General features: G+C 66.5%; 18 protein-coding genes, 1 other RNA gene and 1 riboswitch. Of the genes, 10 read left to right on the plus strand and 9 right to left on the minus strand.

The features are described from left to right. Nucleotides 1-32 precede the first annotated feature (32 nt). Nucleotides 33-608 (plus strand): GNAT family N-acetyltransferase, encoded by a 576-nt coding sequence (locus WD006_RS12345; protein ID WP_060784867.1) that lies wholly within the window; start codon nucleotides 33-35, stop codon nucleotides 606-608. Here the strand turns inward: WD006_RS12345 and WD006_RS12350 are convergent. Both WD006_RS12350 and WD006_RS12355 read right to left on the minus strand, forming a co-directional pair. Then, nucleotides 580-1,242: a ParA family protein gene (locus WD006_RS12350; RefSeq protein ID WP_029307228.1), complete on the minus strand. Its 663-nt coding sequence runs from the start codon at nucleotides 1,240-1,242 to the stop codon at nucleotides 580-582. The genes WD006_RS12345 and WD006_RS12350 overlap by 29 nt on opposite strands. A gap of 128 nt (nucleotides 1,243-1,370) precedes the next feature. Then, nucleotides 1,371-2,822 carry a cobyric acid synthase gene (locus WD006_RS12355; protein ID WP_029309746.1) on the minus strand — a complete coding sequence of 484 codons (1,452 nt, stop codon included), beginning with the start codon at nucleotides 2,820-2,822 and terminating at the stop codon, nucleotides 1,371-1,373. A 279-nt stretch (nucleotides 2,823-3,101) separates the two neighbouring features. On the opposite strand from WD006_RS12355, the gene cobU reads away from it, so the two are divergent. Genes cobU through WD006_RS12375 form a run of 4 tightly spaced genes read left to right on the plus strand, consistent with a single transcriptional unit; the run spans nucleotide 3,102 to nucleotide 6,606 of the window. Then, nucleotides 3,102-3,692, plus strand: coding sequence for a bifunctional adenosylcobinamide kinase/adenosylcobinamide-phosphate guanylyltransferase (cobU, locus tag WD006_RS12360; protein ID WP_024569062.1), 591 nt, complete (start codon nucleotides 3,102-3,104; stop codon nucleotides 3,690-3,692). After that, on the plus strand, nucleotides 3,689-4,669 hold the full coding sequence (cbiB, locus tag WD006_RS12365; RefSeq protein ID WP_060784866.1) for an adenosylcobinamide-phosphate synthase CbiB: 981 nt from the start codon (nucleotides 3,689-3,691) through the stop codon (nucleotides 4,667-4,669). Before cobU ends, cbiB begins: the two co-directional genes overlap by 4 nt. Next, a complete protein-coding gene (gene cobD, locus WD006_RS12370; RefSeq protein ID WP_060784865.1) occupies nucleotides 4,666-5,697 on the plus strand; it encodes a threonine-phosphate decarboxylase CobD in 1,032 nt (343 codons plus the stop codon). The genes cbiB and cobD overlap by 4 nt, the downstream gene beginning before the upstream one ends. A gap of 6 nt (nucleotides 5,698-5,703) precedes the next feature. Then, on the plus strand, nucleotides 5,704-6,606 hold the full coding sequence (locus WD006_RS12375; protein ID WP_011517353.1) for a cobalamin-binding protein: 903 nt from the start codon (nucleotides 5,704-5,706) through the stop codon (nucleotides 6,604-6,606). A 10-nt stretch (nucleotides 6,607-6,616) separates the two neighbouring features. Here the strand turns inward: WD006_RS12375 and cobC are convergent, their stop codons facing one another. From cobC to WD006_RS12410, 7 genes are read right to left on the minus strand one after another with little or no spacing between them, the layout of a single operon-like run. Beyond that, entirely contained in the window at nucleotides 6,617-7,204 is a 588-nt protein-coding gene (cobC, locus tag WD006_RS12380; RefSeq protein ID WP_035884719.1) for an alpha-ribazole phosphatase, read from the minus strand. Beyond that, nucleotides 7,189-7,968, minus strand: coding sequence for an adenosylcobinamide-GDP ribazoletransferase (locus WD006_RS12385; RefSeq protein ID WP_060784864.1), 780 nt, complete (start codon nucleotides 7,966-7,968; stop codon nucleotides 7,189-7,191). Before WD006_RS12385 ends, cobC begins: the two co-directional genes overlap by 16 nt. 16 nt (nucleotides 7,969-7,984) lie before the next feature. Further along, a complete protein-coding gene (gene cobT, locus WD006_RS12390) occupies nucleotides 7,985-9,055 on the minus strand; it encodes a nicotinate-nucleotide--dimethylbenzimidazole phosphoribosyltransferase (protein WP_011517356.1) in 1,071 nt (356 codons plus the stop codon). 23 nt (nucleotides 9,056-9,078) lie between these two features. Beyond that, nucleotides 9,079-9,708: a cob(I)yrinic acid a,c-diamide adenosyltransferase gene (gene cobO, locus WD006_RS12395; RefSeq protein ID WP_008644069.1), complete on the minus strand. Its 630-nt coding sequence runs from the start codon at nucleotides 9,706-9,708 to the stop codon at nucleotides 9,079-9,081. After that, nucleotides 9,705-10,514 (minus strand): ABC transporter ATP-binding protein, encoded by an 810-nt coding sequence (locus WD006_RS12400; RefSeq protein WP_060784863.1) that lies wholly within the window; start codon nucleotides 10,512-10,514, stop codon nucleotides 9,705-9,707. The genes cobO and WD006_RS12400 overlap by 4 nt, the downstream gene beginning before the upstream one ends. Continuing rightward, the gene (locus WD006_RS12405; protein WP_011517359.1) at nucleotides 10,511-11,518 is read right to left on the minus strand and encodes a FecCD family ABC transporter permease; all 1,008 of its coding nucleotides are present in this window, start codon (nucleotides 11,516-11,518) and stop codon (nucleotides 10,511-10,513) included. The genes WD006_RS12400 and WD006_RS12405 overlap by 4 nt, the downstream gene beginning before the upstream one ends. Nucleotides 11,519-11,536: 18 nt before the next feature. Continuing rightward, complete coding sequence (locus WD006_RS12410) at nucleotides 11,537-13,495, minus strand: TonB-dependent receptor plug domain-containing protein (protein WP_081092645.1); 1,959 nt, start codon at nucleotides 13,493-13,495, stop codon at nucleotides 11,537-11,539. Between the two features lie 135 nt (nucleotides 13,496-13,630). Then, a riboswitch (cobalamin riboswitch) is annotated at nucleotides 13,631-13,892 on the minus strand. Nucleotides 13,893-14,098: 206 nt separating this feature from the next. On the opposite strand from WD006_RS12410, the gene WD006_RS12415 reads away from it, so the two are divergent. The 5 genes from WD006_RS12415 (at nucleotide 14,099) to WD006_RS12435 (ending at nucleotide 16,728) form a co-directional block, all read left to right on the plus strand. Continuing rightward, nucleotides 14,099-14,419, plus strand: a complete 321-nt coding sequence (locus WD006_RS12415; protein WP_008644078.1) for a hypothetical protein — start codon at nucleotides 14,099-14,101, stop codon at nucleotides 14,417-14,419. Next, nucleotides 14,416-14,739 carry a cell division protein ZapA gene (locus WD006_RS12420; RefSeq protein ID WP_008644084.1) on the plus strand — a complete coding sequence of 108 codons (324 nt, stop codon included), beginning with the start codon at nucleotides 14,416-14,418 and terminating at the stop codon, nucleotides 14,737-14,739. Before WD006_RS12415 ends, WD006_RS12420 begins: the two co-directional genes overlap by 4 nt. Before the next feature lie 345 nt (nucleotides 14,740-15,084). Then, nucleotides 15,085-15,302: non-coding RNA, 6S RNA (gene ssrS, locus WD006_RS12425), on the plus strand. A gap of 73 nt (nucleotides 15,303-15,375) precedes the next feature. Continuing rightward, nucleotides 15,376-15,855 carry an EVE domain-containing protein gene (locus tag WD006_RS12430; RefSeq protein ID WP_008644085.1) on the plus strand — a complete coding sequence of 160 codons (480 nt, stop codon included), beginning with the start codon at nucleotides 15,376-15,378 and terminating at the stop codon, nucleotides 15,853-15,855. A gap of 183 nt (nucleotides 15,856-16,038) precedes the next feature. Next, nucleotides 16,039-16,728, plus strand: a complete 690-nt coding sequence (locus WD006_RS12435) for an SIMPL domain-containing protein (protein ID WP_011517361.1) — start codon at nucleotides 16,039-16,041, stop codon at nucleotides 16,726-16,728. Nucleotides 16,729-16,749: the final 21 nt, after the last annotated feature.

Raw genomic sequence — 16,749 nt, forward strand, 5'->3', positions numbered from 1 at the left:
CGATTCTAGCAGCGCAAACCCGTCACCGCCCCATGACGCCCAGTTCCATGCCCCATCAGATCGAACTTGTTCAGGCGACGCCAGCCGACGTAGCGCTGATTGCCACCATGCACGCCGAGAGTTGGCGCGACACCTATGCCGGCCTGATACCCACCGAGTATCTCGAACAGCACACGCCGGCGGAGCGCCTCGCCACTTGGCGCGCGCGGCTGGTGGACGGCGCGGAGGCACCGCTGGAAGTCAATATCCTGCTTGTGGATGGTCAGGCCGCCGGTTTCGCATGTCTGATGCCGCTGGCGGAGCCGGGCTACGGCATTTATCTGGATAACCTGCATGTGCGCAAAATGTATCACGGACACGGCTACGGCAAGCTGCTGCTCGCGCATTGGGCCGACTACACGGCGCGCCGGTGGCCCGGCAAGCCGCTGTTCCTGTACGTGCTGGACGGCAACACATCGGCGCGGGAGTTCTACCGGCGCCTGGGGGGGGTGGAGTCGGACAGTTTCGACGACCCGTTTCCGGGGACCGACATCATGGTAACGATCCGCCGCGTGACCTGGAACGAGGTGCCAGTACTGGTCAGCCGGTTGCGGTCGTCCCCTCGGTAACGACGTCGCCCTTGCCGTCGAGCCAGCGCAGGATCGGCTGCCATTGTTCCCAGTCGCGCGCCACGCGCGACGGCGCCACGTCCCACAGCGTCAGGCCGTGCGCGGCAAGCTGGACGTAGTTCTGTGTATCGCGCAGGTAGCCAAGCACAGGCAGGCCCAATCCTTCGACAAAGCGCTGGAGTTGTTCGGCTGCGCGGGTACGCACGTCCACGCGCATACCGATCACACCCACCGGCACCTCGCCGTGCCGCACGCGCTTGTCACCGGCCAGCTTGGCCAGGAAGTCCTGCGTGGCCAGGATGTCGAACATGGACGGCTGCAGTGGAACCACCACGCGGTGCGCCAGTTTCATGACATCGGCGTAGCGCCAGCCATGCAGGCCGGCGGGCGTGTCCAGCACCACGTGCGTGGTGCCCTTCGGCGGGCGGGCGATATTGTCGGCGTCGATGTCCCAGGTCGAGATCGGCGGCGCCGATTCAGGCCGCAGGTTCAGCCAGGCGCGTGACGACTGCTGACGATCGGTATCGCCCAGCATCACGGCGTGCCCATGGCGGGCGAAGTATCCGGCAAGGTTGGTGGCCAGCGTGGTCTTGCCCACACCCCCCTTTGGATTGGCGATCACGACTACCGGCATGAAAGTCCTCCAATGTCCGATTGGGTGCCATGAACGACAACAAGACTCTCGACTTCACCGGGCGCACGGCGTCATGGCAGGCCGCCCCGACTCTCCGACAACTCCGCAAGTGTAGCGTGCCGCCCGGGCTAACGACCCAGCGGCGCGAACAGCGCCCCCAGATCGAGATTGGCGGCGAGGCTGTCGGCCAGCCTGTCGAGCGACGCCTCGCGCAGCGCATCGAGGTCGACGCCTTCAGCCTGACCGAGCCCGGCCCAGCGCAGCAGCGCGCCGCACGCGGCGGGATCGTCGAACAGGCCGTGGACGTAGGTCGCCAGTACCTGACCATCGTCGGATCGGGCGCCGTCCGGTCTGTCACCCTCAAGCCACAGCGCTGGCCGGGCCAGCGCCGGGCCCTCGGTAACCCCGAGGTGAATCTCGTAGCCGCGCACCGTCGCGTCATTGCCATCGGCAAGCCGCCCCGCCACGCGCCGTAACTGCTTTTCTGGCGCCAGCGTGGTTTCGAAATCGAGCAGCGCGAGGCCGTCGCTCGTGCCCGCGGGCCCCTCCCTTCCATCAGGGTCGTGAATGCTCCGCCCCAGCATCTGCATGCCACCACAGATGCCGATCAGCTTGCCGCCATAACGCAGGTGCCGCCGCAACGCGCGATCCCAGCCATTGGCACGCAGGAAGGCCAGATCCGCGCGCACGCTCTTGCTGCCCGGCAGGATCACGAGATCCGCAGGCGGAATCGGCATCCCCGGGCCGATGAACTGGAGATCGACGCCCGGGTGGGCTCGCAGCGCGTCAAAATCTGTATGGTTCGAAATCCGCGGCAGCACCGGGACGATCACACGTAGCACTTCGCTCCCGCCCGCCTGCCCGGCCACCTGGGCGCTGACGATCGCATCCTCGGCATCGAGGTGCAGGCCATGCAGATACGGCAGCACCCCGAACACGGGTTTGCCGGTACGCGCTGTGAGCCAGTCCAGCCCGGGTTCGAGCAGCGCGATATCGCCGCGGAAGCGGTTGATGATGAAACCGGTCACGCGCGTGCGCTCCGTCTCGGACAGGCAATCGAGCGTGCCGACCAGGTGCGCGAACACGCCGCCCCGGTCGATATCGGCCACGATCACCACCGGGCAGTCCACGCGCTCCGCGAACCCCATGTTGGCGATATCGCGATCGCGCAGGTTCACTTCCGCCGGACTGCCCGCGCCCTCCACCAGCACCACGTCGTACGCCTGCGCCAGCCGCTCATGGCTTTCCAGCACAGCGGCCATCGCCCGTGGCTTGTAGTCGTGATAGGCACGCGCGTCCAGATCCATCCGCGCGCGGCCATGGATGATGACCTGCGCGCCGGTATCGCTACTGGGTTTGAGCAGGACGGGATTCATGTCGGTATGGGGCGCCAGTCCGGCAGCCTGCGCCTGCAGCGCCTGCGCCCGGCCGATTTCGCCACCATCGACGGTCACCGCGCTGTTCAGCGCCATGTTCTGCGGCTTGAACGGCGCCACCGGCACCCCGGCCCGCGCCAGCACCCGGCAAAGGCCGGCCACGACGGTGCTCTTGCCCGCGTCGGAAGTGGTGCCCTGGATCATCAGGGTGCCGTGCAGGGCACGCCCAGCCGGGAGGAAATCGGTTCGGGAAGCAGGTTCGTCGCGCATCGCGCGATTATCGCAGCATCGTCCTGGCGCGCGGGAGGTCTGGCGCACCAGTCTGCAAGATCGATGCGGACGGCTACAATACGTCGCATGAAGACCAAGGCCATCGCCCAGGCACTCAACATCTCGCCCTCCGCCGAACCAGCATCGGCGGGCGCCACCGTGGCCGGCGAGCCGGAAGCCCGGCCCACCCATGAGCCGCACGCGAGCATGTCGATGCCGCGCCAGTTGACGCTCGTGATCGGCGGTGCGCGATCGGGCAAGAGCCATTTCGCGGAGCAGCTCGCCACGGACCATGCGGCACTGACACGTGGCCCGGTCACCTATATCGCCACGGCGCGCCACGATGTCGATTCCACCGACGAAGAGATGGAATTGCGCATAGCGCTGCATCGCGCGCGCCGGCCGGCTGACTGGACCCTCGTGGAAGAGCCGGTGCATCTGGCCGACGCGCTCTACGGCCATGCCCGTCACGACGGTTGCATTCTGGTGGACTGCGTGACGCTGTGGCTCAACAACCTGATCTTCAGCGAAAGCCGCGACTATCCCGAGCACGGTGTCATCACGCCGCCACCGGCCTTCACCGAGGAGATCGACGCGCTGATGACCGCGCTGCCGATGCTGCCGGGCCACGTGATCCTCGTCACCAACGAAATCGGCTTCGGCGTGGTGCCGATGGGCGCCATCACGCGCTTCTATGTCGACGAGCTTGGCCGCCTGAACCAGAAGCTCGCCGCAGCCGCCGATCGCGTGCGTCTGCTCGTGGCGGGCATCCCCGTCGCCGTCAAGGACGCGCCCATCGCATGATCATGCTGTCCTGGCCGGCCTGCGTGGCGGCTGCGATCGCCGGCGTTCTGCTGGATCGCTGGCTGGGCGAGCCGCGCCGCTGGCATCCGCTGGTCGGCTTTGGCCGCTTGGCCACGGCCGTCGCCAATCGCCTCAATCGTCCCGAACGTGGCGCGCTACGCCAGCGCGTGGCGGGGCTGATTGCGTGGGCGGTGGTCGTGCTCGTGCCGGCCGCCATCGCGGTGTGGCTGATCTCGCTGGCGCAGGCCGTGCATCCCGCGCTGGCCTGGGTGCTCCATGCAGTGGCGCTCTATGCGGCGCTTGGCGCCCGCAGCCTCTCTCAACACATCGCTCCGATCGCCGGCGCCCTGATACGCGGCGACCTGTACGCCGCGCGCCGGCTTACCGCATGCATCGTCTCGCGTGACACCGAGGATGCCGACGCCGAGGCACTGGCCCGCGCCGCGTGCGAATCGGCGCTGGAGAACGGCAACGATGCGATCTTCGGCGCGCTGTTCTGGTTCCTGATCGGCGGCGCGCCGGCCGTGATCGTGTTCCGTCTGGCCAATACGCTGGACGCGATGTGGGGCTATCGCACGCCACGCTGGCTGATGTTCGGCTGGGCGGCGGCACGCATCGACGACGTACTCAATTTCGTTCCGGCGCGACTGACCGCGCTTTCCTACGCATCGCTCGGCGCAACGGCGCAGGCGCTGCGCTGCTGGCGCACCCAGGCACGCGCGTGGTCGAGCCCCAATGCCGGTCCAGTGATGGCAGCCGGCGCAGGCGCCGTGGGCGTGGCTTTGGGCGGCGGCGCGCGCTATCACGGCGAGTGGGAAGAGCGACCGCCGCTCGGCGCCGGTGACGCGCCCGCGGCCATCCACATCCGCGCCTGTCTTCGGCTGGTGCAGCGCGCGGTGTGGCTGTGGCTCGGTCTGGCGATGCTGAGCGTGCCGCTGGTCGACCTGCTCGCCGGACTGCTGGAGCGCACGCCATGACCCACGCACCGATCCGCCACGGCGGCAACCTGCTCGCCGCCGTGCACCGCTATGGCCGCCCGGCGGAAACGTGGCTCGACTTGTCGACCGGCATCAATCCCGACGGCTATCCGGTGCCCCCCCTGCCCGCTGACGCCTGGCAGCGCTTGCCGCAGGACGATGATGGCCTAGCCGGCATCGCTGCTCAGGCCTATGGCACCGCGCACGCGCTGCCCGTGGCCGGCTCGCAGGCGGCCATCCGCACCCTGCCGCGACTGCTGCGCCCGGGACGCGTCGGCATCGCCGCGCTCGGCTACAGCGAATACGCGCCGGCTTTCGCACAGGCGGGGCACACCGTCACTCCGCTGGACGAAGCCGACTTCCAGGTTGCCGATCTGGCCGACGCACTCGATCACCTCGTCGTCGTCAATCCGAACAACCCGACGGCCCGGCTGTTGCCCATCGACACCCTGCGGCACTGGCATGAGCGGCTGGCAGCGCGCGGCGGCACGCTGATCGTCGACGAGGCTTTTATCGATTGCACCGGTGCGGCATCGCTGGCCGGAAGCAGCGCGGCACCGGGACTGATCGTGCTGCGTTCGCTTGGCAAGTTCTATGGTCTCGCGGGTGTGCGCTGCGGCTTCGTGCTGGCACAGCCGGCCCTGCTCGACGCCCTGGCCGATCAGCTTGGCCACTGGACCGTGTCGGGCCCGGCACGCGCCGTGGCACGCATCGCGCTGACCGACACCGCGTGGCAGGCCGCCACACGCACATCGCTGAGCGCGGCAGGACAACGACTGGCGATACTGCTGCGCGACCATGGCCTGTCGCCCGTGTCGCAGCCATTGTTCAGCTGGGTGCCCGACGCGCGGGCCGGCAGCCTGCATGAAGCCCTGGCTCGGCAAGGCGTCTGGACACGCCTGTTCGACGCAGCCGGCGGATGCCCGAGCAGCCTGCGCTTTGGCTTGCCACCTAACGACGACGCGGCATGGCAACGGCTGGATGCCGCGCTTGGCCACGCACGCCACGCACTCCCTTCCCTGACCTGAATTCCGATGAAAGCCTTCTACGTAGCGAGTGCAGCAAGTGCCCTGCTGATTGCCGCCATGCCGGCGCATGCCGCGGTCTCCGTGGTCGACGATGCGGGCGAGACCGTCACGCTGGCGCAGCCGGCACGCCGCATCGTCTCTCTGGCGCCGCACGTGACCGAACTGATCTTCGCAGCGGGCGGCGGCGACCGCATCGTCGGCACAGTCAGCTACAGCGACTACCCGCCGCAGGCGCGCGATATTCCGCGCGTGGGTGACAACAAGGCGCTCGATCTCGAACGGATCGCCGCGCTCAAACCCGACCTCATCGTGGTCTGGCGCCACGGTAACGCGCAGAAGCAGACCGACCGCCTGCGCGCGCTCGGCATGCCGCTGTTCTTCAGCGAGCCACGCAAGCTCGATGGCATCGCCGACAATCTGGAAAAGCTCGGCACGCTGATGGGCACCACGCCCGTGGCCCACCGCGCCGCTACCGATTTCCGCCAGCAGGTAAGCACGCTGCGCAAAACCTACGCGGGCCGCCCGCCCGTGACCGTGTTCTATCAGGTCTGGCAGCAGCCGCTGATGACGCTGAACGGCGAGCACATGGTCAGCGACCTGCTCGCGCTATGCGGCGGTCGCAACCTGTTCGGGAAGGAAGCGGCACTGGTGCCGACGGTCTCGGTCGAAGCCGTGGTCGCGGGCAACCCCGAGGTCATGCTGACCGCCGGTATGGGCGCCACGCGATCCGACAAGCCGCTCGCGGACTTTGCAATGTGGGAGAAGTGGAAGCAGGTTACGGCCGTGGCACGCAACAACCTGTTCGTGATTGACGGCGATCTGGTCAATCGCGCTGGCCCGCGCGTGGCCCAGGGCGCGGCGGAGATTTGCAAGGACCTGGACGTGGCGAGGTCACGGCGGCCAGGCTGATGCTGGCGCGCTACGCCTTGGCGCTCCGGTTCCACCACCCCAGTCGGGCCTGCCGCTTCCCCAGGTGGAAGTGACAGGTCGCCCCGAACTCAAGCTCCCACTGCAGCGTCTGGGACAGCGTCAGCCCAAGCCAGTGCGCGGCCAGCATCCGCATCGGCCCCGCATGGGAGACGGCCCAGAGGCAATCGCCCGAGCTTGCGTCGAGCGTGTCAGCCCACGCCGTCACTCGCGCCATCACCTGCTGCGCGCTTTCGCCACCGTGCGGGCGCGCGCCCATCAGGTCCGCCGCCCACAGGTCAAGCGCATCGCGCGGAATCTCGCTCCACGCCTTGCCTTCCCACGCGCCAAAATCAAGCTCTCGCAGCCGGGGCTCGATTTCGCGGACTGGCATCTCGACATGCGCGGACAGTAGCGCCGCGGTCTCCGTCGCACGCACCGCCGGACTCGTCACCAGACGTGAGGGCGGCAAATCGCCGAGCAAGCGTACGATCCGCTCCGGCGCCGGACTGACCGGCTGCGCCAGTTTCAGATCGAGCGCGCCGTAGCAAACGCCCGGCGCCACATCGGGCCGGACATGCCGGATCAGGACCACTTCCATGCCGCCGCCACCAGGTAGATCGACAATTCGGCAAGCTGCTGCGCCATACCGAGGCAGTCGCCGGTATAGCCGCCGATACGACGCACGAAGTACGCACCCAGCGCGGCACGCAGCACGGCCAGCACCAGAATCGCCACGCCCGCGAATAGCGGCGACAGCCACAACAGCGGCACGACGCCGCACGCCAGCGCGAAAACCAGTCCGACACCAAACAGGCGCTGCGCCACCGGCTTGGCCTTGCCCTCGGCACGCACATAGTCATGCGTGGCCAGGAACGTGATCGCCATCGCGCGGCTGGCTCCATGCGCCGCCACCAGCAACACCAGCAGCACCATCGCACCGCCCGATTCCGCCACCGATACCAGCAGTTGCCACTTCAGCAACAGCGCCACCACAATGGCGATCGCGCCAAACGCGCCCACGCGCGAGTCGTGCATGATCCTCAGCACATCCTCGCGGCGATAGCCACCACCGAAGGCATCGACGCAATCCGCCAGGCCATCCTCGTGAAACGCGCCGGTGAACAGCAACGTGGCCGCCATGCCGAGCACGATCGCCACCGACGGGGACCAGAACGACAGCGCGCCCCATGTCACCAGCGCGCCGAAGGCGCCAACGATCAACCCCACCAGCGGGAAGTAGCGCGACGCGGCATTCAGGAAGTGCGGCTCGAACCCCACCCAGCTCGCCAGCCGCGCCGGCAACGGCACGCGCGTGAAGTAGCCGACGGCAGTGAGAAAGAAGCGGAGTTCGTTGGCCATCATGGCGCCTCAGGTCGCTTCAGGTCGCCGACGCGTTGCTGACGCCCGCGCCGCTGAACGTGGCCATTTCCCGCAGGAACGCCACCGCCGAAGCCACCAGCGGCCATGCCAGCGCTGCCCCGGTACCCTCGCCCAGCCGCAGGTCCAGTGCCAGCAGCGGCTCGGCCTTGAATTCGGCCAGCAGCGCGCGGTGCCCCTGCTCGTGCGAGCAGTGCGAGAACACGCAGTACTGCAGTACGTTCGGGTCAATGCGCGCGGCCACGAGCAACGCCGCCGACGCAATGAAGCCATCCACCAGAATCACCATGCGGCTGGCCGCAGCCGCCAGGTATGCGCCGGTCATCGCGGCGATCTCGAAGCCACCGAACGTGGCCAGCACATCGAGCGGATCGGTGACGTCCGCGTGCCTGGCCAGCGCCCGCGAGAGGACGTCATGCTTGCGTGCCACGCCCGCATCGTCGAGGCCTGTGCCACGGCCAATGCATGCCTCCAACGGCAAGCCGGTCAGGCGGCTCATCACGCAGGCCGCGGCCGACGTGTTGGCGATGCCCATCTCGCCGAAACCGATCACATTGGTACCTTGCTGGCCGTGCCGCAGCACGCGTGCGATGCCGGCATTGATCGCCGCGCCGGCCTGCTCCGGCGTCATGGCTGGCTCTTCGACAAAGTTGCGCGTGCCGTTGGCCACGCGGCAGTTCACGAGGCTCGGCGAGGCCGGCAGCGGCGCGCGTACGCCCACATCCACCACCTCGAGCGCCAACCCGTGAAGGCGGGTGAAGACGTTGATCGCCGCGCCGCCATTCAGGAAGTTCAGCACCATCTGCGCCGTGACCTCCGCCGGAAATGCGCTGACGCCCGTGTCCGCCACACCGTGGTCGCCGGCAAACACGATGATTGCCGGGCGAGTCAGATCAGGAACGGTCTCGCCACGGATCAGCCCGATCTGCATGGCCAGCGTCTCGAGCCGGCCCAGCGAGCCGGGCGGCTTGGTCTTGTCGTCGATTGCGGCCTGCAGCGCGGCGCGCAGCGATGCGTCGAGCGGCGCGATCGGTGGCAGGGTCAATGCGTAGTCTGAAATTGCAGTTGCCATGGTGCTGATTCGAATAACGCGAATTACATTTCCACGCCCGGCTGGGCCTTGATGCCCTGCTCGAACGCGTGCTTGACCGGTGTCATGTCGGTTACGGTATCGGCGGCCTCGATCAGCGCGGACGGTGCGCCTCGACCTGTGATGACCACGTGCTGCTTCGGCGGACGCGCGCGCAGATCGGCGATGACGGTATCGAGATCAAGATAGTGCAGCTTTAGCGCAATGTTGAGTTCGTCGAACAGGATCAGGTCGAACGACGGATCGCGCAGCATCCGGCGCGCCACTTCCCACGCGGCCTCTGCCTTGGCCACGTCACGCGCGCGGTCCTGGGTTTCCCACGTGTAGCCTTCGCCCATCACGTGGAACTCGCACTCCTCCGGAAAGCGCCGCAGGAACATTTCCTCGCCGCTCGGGAACGCACCCTTGATGAACTGGACCACGCCGGTACGCATGCCATGACCCATGGCGCGCACCACCATGCCGAAGCCGGAGCTCGACTTGCCCTTGCCATTGCCCGTGGTGATCACGATTACGCCGCGCTCGGTCTGCGCCGCGGCGATCTTCGAATCGACCACCTCCTTCTTGCGGACCATGCGTGCCTTGTGACGGGCATCGCGGCCGGCGTCATCGTTGGTATTCGGGGTATCGCTCATGTCTGATTTCCATCTGGGATCAGCGCGGTATGGGTGCCGTCGCTGATGCTGATAATCGGGGTACGCAGCGCATGGGAGCACTGCGCGGGAGTCAGGACCTCGTGCGCCGGGCCGTGCAGCGCTTGACCATCCTCGGCCATCAGCAGCGCGTGGGTGGCATAGCGATGCGCGAGGGTCAGGTCATGCACGATCACGACAACTGCGTGGCGGCCCGATCGGGTCAGGCGCTGCAGCAGGTCGAGCACCATGATCTGGTGCCGCAGGTCCAGGTGCGCCACGGGTTCGTCCAGGAGCAGCAGCGGCGCCTGCTGCGCCAGCGCGGCAGCCAGCGACACGCGCTGGCGCTCGCCACCGGACAGCGTCAGCACGTCGCGGCCACGCAGCGGCTCGAGATCGAGCGCGTCGATGACATCATCCACGATCCGGTCATCGTCACGCTGGCCCCAGCCCCAGCCGCTCAGATGCGGATGCCGACCGATGCGCACGGCATCCTCGACCAGCATCGAGAACGTATCGTGCACAGCCTGGGGCAAATAGGCCCGCTGCCGCGCCAGCGTGGCAGGGGCGATCTGCGTGACCGCAATTTCGTCGACCTCGGCCGCGCCGCTGTCGGGCGCGCGCAGACCGGCCAGCACGCCCATCAGCGTGGACTTGCCGACCCCGTTCGGGCCGACGATGCACCAGAGCTGCCCCGCGCCGATCGACATCGAGAGGCCATCGAGCAGCACGCGGCTCCCGGCGTGCAGGCCGAGTTGCCGCAGGGTCAACTGCGGACAGTCTGTGAGCGGCTCGGACCAATGGCTCATCGCGGTCTCCGCAGCAGCAGGTAGAGGAAGGTCGGCACGCCCAGCAGCGCCGTGATGACGCCCACCGGCAGTTGCGTGGGGGCAACCACGGTACGCGCGATCAGGTCAGCAGCCATCAGCAAGGTGCCGCCCAGCAGCACTGATGCCGGCAGCAGCAGGCGCTGGTCGTTCCCCCAGGCCAGGCGCACCATGTGTGGCACCACCAGGCCGACGAAGCCAATCGACCCGGCCGTCGTGATGGCGGCGGCAATCGAAATGGAGGAAATCAGGAAGGTAGCCAGGCGCACGCGGCCAACGCGAACACCCAGCGATTGCGCCACGGTCTCACCCAGCAGCATCACGTTGAGCGCCCGCGCCATCGGCATGGCCAGCAGCAGTGCGGCGATCAAGGTGGCCAACGCCGCGCCATAGGCGGCCGTGCCACCGAGGTCACCGGTCAGCCAGAACAACATGCCGCGCAGGCGCGATTCCGGCGCGATGGCGAGGATCAGCGTGATCAGCGCGCCCCACCCCGCGGCCAGGATGACACCGGTCAGCAGCAACCGCGCGCCGGCCTCCTGGTGTCCGCCCTGCACTTTTGGGTTGAGCAGGTCACGGCGGGCAAGCGTGGCGACGAGCAGCATGGACACCAGCGCGCCACCCGCCGCGCTGGTGTGCACGATCCATTGCGGAAGCATCAGCAGCATCGACAGCAGCGCACCCGTGGACGCCCCGCCGGAGACGCCGAGCACGTAGGGTTCGGCCAGCGGATTGCGCAACAACACCTGCATCAATGCGCCGGAAAGCGCCAGCAGCCCGCCACAGGCAAACGCGGCGGCGGCACGTGGCAGCCGTAGTTCGCGCACGATGGCGCCTGCGGTGCCATCGTCCGCGCCGCTCAGCGCCTGCCAGAGTTGCCCAGCATCGAGCGACACGCTGCCGATCGCCAGCGACAGGCCGAAGACGGCCAGCCCTGCCAGCGCGAGGACACCCCAGACGATCAGCGCGCGCCGCAGCTCAGCCATGGCTCCCCGCGCGCGGCATCACTTCTGACGCCATCCCAGCGTGATGAAGCCGGCCCTGCCCTGCGTGTTGTATGGGTAGGCCAGCTGGTAGTTCTTGTCGAACAGGTTTTCCACTCGGGCGGCGACGAACCATTGTTTGTCGATGTTGTAGCGGGCGTTCAGGTTGACGATACCGTACCCGCCCAGCGTGCGCGAACCGCTGTCGAGTCGCGCCGAGGATACCAGCCATTCACCGCCGAAACGCCAGTTTCCGAAATTCCGGCCCACGTCGAACGACGCATGGCGCCGGGCACGCCGCAGAAGCTGCGTATTGTTGGTCTCATCCAGCGGATTCTGGAACGTCACGCTGGCGCCCACGTCAGTGCCCCACAGGCTGGCGCGCCACGATGCCTCGATCCCCTGCACCTTGGCCTTGTTGACGTTCTGCGCCAGGTAGAGGCCGCTGGGCTGCAACGCGGAGACGATCAGGTCGTTGTAGCGCGTCTCGAACGCGGTCACGCGCAGCAGGCCGGTCGACGCCGTCTCCACCTGCACCCCCACCTCCGCCGACTTGGCGCGCTCGGGCTGCAGGTTCGGCTGGCCGTAGTACGGGTAGTAGAGCTCGTTGAACGTCGGCGCGCGGAACGCATTGCTGACGTTGGCAAGCAACTTGACCGCGCTGGTCAGGTAGTAGCCGTAGCCGGCGAAGAAGCTGCCCTGGTCGCCGAAATCGGAATAGTGGTCGTTACGGCCGTTCAACTGGATCTGGTGCTTGCCGATACGCCCCTCGTAGCCGCCATAGACCGAAAACACATTGCGCGACGGCGCGTTGTACGAGCTCGAAGCCAGCTCCTGCTGCAGCCAGTCCGTGCCAAACATCAGCGTATGGTCGGGTGTCAGCGCGTACTCGTTCTGCCAGTTGAACTGGCGGGTGCGCGTGCTGAACAGGCTGTCGAACAGGCCGTTGATCGTGCCTTCGCTGCGGTCTTCGCTTTGCGCAACCTTGAAATGCGTGGTCCAGTCAGATAGCACCTTGCCGTTGACGAACGCGGACAGCGTGTAGAGCTTGCTATCCATGCGGTAGTCGTCGGTCGGCTTGCCGTAGGCGTTGTCGTAGGAAAGCTGGCTGTTCGAGTAGTAGGTCGCGACGCCAGCGTCCCAGTCCTGCGTGAACTGGTGCTTGATCTGGCCCGAGATGCTCTTGTTCTCGTACGGGTTGTTGGCCGGATTCGGGCCGATACCGCGCGCGGCGCTCTTCGGATTGTCGGCGTTCCACTGCGCCGCATTGATGGCCGAGAAGCCATCGGTCTTGTACATCGAGCCGGTGACGTTGAACGAGGTGGCACCGATCTGGCCACCGTAACCCACCGTGCCCTGGCGGGTATTGTTGCTGCCGTACTCCACCTGCGCGTTGGCGGCAGGCGCCTGGCCCGCGCCACTCTTGGTGAAGATCTGCACCACGCCACCAACGGCGTCGGAGCCATAGAGCGCCGAGACGTTGCCGCGCACCACTTCGATATGGTCGATCTGGTCGGGCAAGATATTGGCGATCTGCGCATTACCGTTGCTGACGCCGGAAATCCGCACGCCGTCGATCATGATCAGCACCTGGTTCGAATTGGCGCCGCGCATGAACAGCGAGGTATTGGTACCCATGCCGCCGTTGGTCGAGAACTCCACGCCCGCCTGGTTGCGCAGTAGCGAGCGCAGGTCCGGAGCCTGGGAGTTGACGATGTCTTCCTGGGTGACCACCGTGGTGTGCGGCAGGGCCTCGGTCACCGACTGCGCGGTTCGGGAGGCGGTGACGACCACGGGCGCCAGCGTCTGCCCGCTGGCCGCCTGCGCGGCTGCCGGTGCGGAAGCGGGAGCGGGAGCGGGAGCGGGACCATTGGCCGATACGCTGGCCGGCGTGGTGGTCGACGACTCATCTGGCGTCGCGTCCTGCGCGAAGACCGATGCGGACGGAAAAAGGGCGATGGCCGCCAGGATGGCGGGCATGGAGGGGCGAACCGACGGCTTCAGCGCGGCGGTCGACCTGGATAGCGTGGAACGCATGAGCAGGGATGGAAGAGAACGGCCAGGCCCGTTCCCCCGCGGGCCATATGGCGATGGGGCATGCCACCTTCGGCGCGGCATACCCTCGTTCTGCAGGCCGGTATCCGGGCTGACGACATCAGGCTGGCCGCCTTCCCGATCAGATCGTGACGATTCAGATTCAGTGGCGTTTGGCCGGCCCTGCGAGCCGCTCGTGGCGGGCGTTCGCGGTCGCTTACCGTTGCGGGGGCAGCACAGGTTGGCCTGCCCCGATATGGATTTCGGCGCCCGGCTCCCTGTTTCCCGTTGAACTGCAGCCCTGTAAGAGCAGGGCGCGAGCACCTGGAACGGGGGCGAGTGTATGGAGTTTCAACTTTGGCGTCAATGCAGCGGGTCAAGCTGCCGATAACCGAGATTTGATTTCTGGAGACGGGCCAATCGTTACAGAACGATGCAACTTCGTGGCGCCTCGGGCGTCTTAACCGGCTCGCTGGGTGTGGCCGAGCCGCCTGCATCGGCTAGAATCCCGAAACCTGACCTTCACTCCTACCGGACACGACAGGCACTATGCTCAACGAACTCGAACAACTGGCCGCCAAGATCGGGCGCGTGCTGCATCAAGCAGACACCCTGGCGGCGGAAAACCAGCGGCTGCGTGCGGAGATCGAGCGTCTGCAAGCCGAGGCGAGCCAGTTGCGCGCGGATCGCGAAGCCATGGCAGCCGACCGCGAACTGCTCAATATCAAGATCGAGGAAGCCCAGCTTCGCATCCAATCGATTCTCGACAAGCTGCCCACGGCCAGTGACGCGCGCCAGCTCGACCTGCTCGGCGACGGCAAGCGCGCTACATCTGAAGGTACGCAGCAGGCCCCCGGAGAACACGCATGAGCAACAAGCAAGTGGAAGTGAACATCGCCGGCCAACCGTATCGCTTCGCGATCGCACCGGACAACGAGGCCGCGCTGCTGGAAGCCGTGGCATTGGTCGACGACAAGATGAACAAGCTCAAGGGCACCGTCGCCGCGAAGGGTGTGGAGCGGGTGGCCGTGATGGCGGCGATCAGCATTGCGTCGGACCTGCTGGCAATGCGCCGCAAGCAGGAAGAAGAAGGCGCGATTCCCGTCGACGCGGTGCGCGCGCGCATTCGCGAACTGAACGAGCGCGCCGACGAAGCACTGCGCCAGTACGCGCACGTCGGCACGCGCTGAGCGGCCTGCTTGCGGTCTGGCTGCGCTCTGTTTCGCTAGCCGGAAGAGCCAACCCTTGCATTGCGCGGCCACGGCCCCATCTGCCCGGATGTGAAGCCGATGCCGCGCACCGCGCACGCCGTGCGCGAGTGTTGTGGAAAATGTAACGACGCCGTACGTCCGGCTTGGTATGACTGTCGTCGCGGTGTATAGTGTAGCCACTGCACGGCGCATGCGACCGATGCAGTTGGATGGTCGGGTTATCGCGCCTGGCCGCCGTTTCCATCCCATCCTTAGTTGAAACGGCAAACGTCTGACATCCCGAGCGTATTGCACGCACAGGAACCAAAAGTCAGACGTTTGACAGTTTCCCTGCCTGGTTCGTGAGGGTCATAAACTCCTTGAACCGATATGCATTGCATGGTGCGGGATCATGTCGTATGGGCGAGCGCGTTACCGCATTCATAGTCTGGGCCGAGCTTGGACTCCCTGAGTGGGCGATGAACCCGAAATACGACTTCCGCAGCCACTCTGAACCTCACTTGGGTTCAGGATGCCGACCCAGCGGCCGAGGCGGGGACCCCCTAAAAGGCGGTGGTTTGATAGAACCACCGCCTTTTTCTTTGACTGCTCATAGACGGACCGATCGGTATCACAATGCCCTCCTCCGCCCAGCGTGCCCGCCAGTACTGGCTGATGAAGTCCGAACCGGACGAAGCCAGCATCGATGATCTCGCCCGTGAAGGCACGTTGCCGTGGACCGGGGTTCGCAATTACCAGGCACGCAACTTCATGCGTGACCAGATGCGCATCGGCGACGGCGTCCTGTTCTATCACTCGTCATGCCCGGAACCCGGCATCGCCGGCCTGGCCGAGGTCTGCTCGCAACCCTACCCCGATTCCACGCAGTTCGATCCGAAGAGCGACTATTACGACAGCGCATCGAAGCAGGACAATCCGCGCTGGTCGCTTGTCGACGTGAGCTTCGTCCGCAAGAGCACACTGATCCCCCTCCAGGCACTGCGTGAGCACGATGCGCTGGCCGACATGGTCGTGCTCCGCCGCGGCAATCGTCTGTCGATCACGCCGGTCACGCCGGCCGAGTGGCGCTATATCACCGAAAAGCTGATGAAGTAAGCACCGCCGCAGCAATGCGGCACTGCGCGTCCAGCAACGCTGGGCCGCACCGACGCCGCCGGCGACTTTGATTTGCAGCAACAAGTGCGCGAGACACGCGCGAATGCGTCACGTTCGGGCGAGCCAGGGAACGAACACCGGCCACGTGCGTCTGATAGCCATCACTTTGATCGGGAGAACAATATGAAGAAACTGCTGGCTGCCTCGCTGCTGAGTACAACCGCCGCCATGGCCGCCGCCCAGACGGTTGCACCTCCCTCGGGTGTTCTGTCGCTGTCCGCGCAAGCCGCGACCGAGGTGCCGACCGACGTCGTACACCTGACCCTGGCTGCCGAACAGGAAGGCCCCGAGCCGACGGCCATCTCCAATGCGCTGTCGTCGCGCACGCAGGCCGTGCTGGCACAGGCCAAGCGCACGTCAGGCGTGGAGGCCCAGTCGGGCGGCTTCACGATTCATCCGAATACCGACCGCAATGGCCGCATCAGCACGTGGCGTGGCCGCTCGGAGGTGATCCTGAAGTCGAAGGATTTCGCCGCCGTGTCGAAGCTGGCCGGCGAACTGGCCAGCCAGATGCAGGTGCAGAACATCGCGTTCTCGCTGTCGCGCGAGACACGCCTGGCTGCCGAGCAAAAGCTCGCCGACCAGGCCGTGGCCGCGTTCCGCGACAAGGCACAGGCCACGACAAAGCTGTTCGGCTATAGCGGCTACACGATCCGCGAAGTCTCGCTGAACGAATCCGGCGGTGTCATGCCGATGCCGCGCATGTATGTCGCGAAGGCCATGTCGGATAGCGCTGGCGCGCCGATTCCGGTGGAAGGTGGCAAGAGCCAGGTCACGGTTTCCGTGAACGGCTCGGTGCAGATGGTGAAGTAAGCGGGTCACTCCCCTCTCCCG

The organism is Cupriavidus sp. Met-2 (genome assembly GCF_049843575.1).
In the GTDB taxonomy this organism is placed as follows: Bacteria; Pseudomonadota; Gammaproteobacteria; order Burkholderiales; family Burkholderiaceae; genus Cupriavidus; species Cupriavidus metallidurans.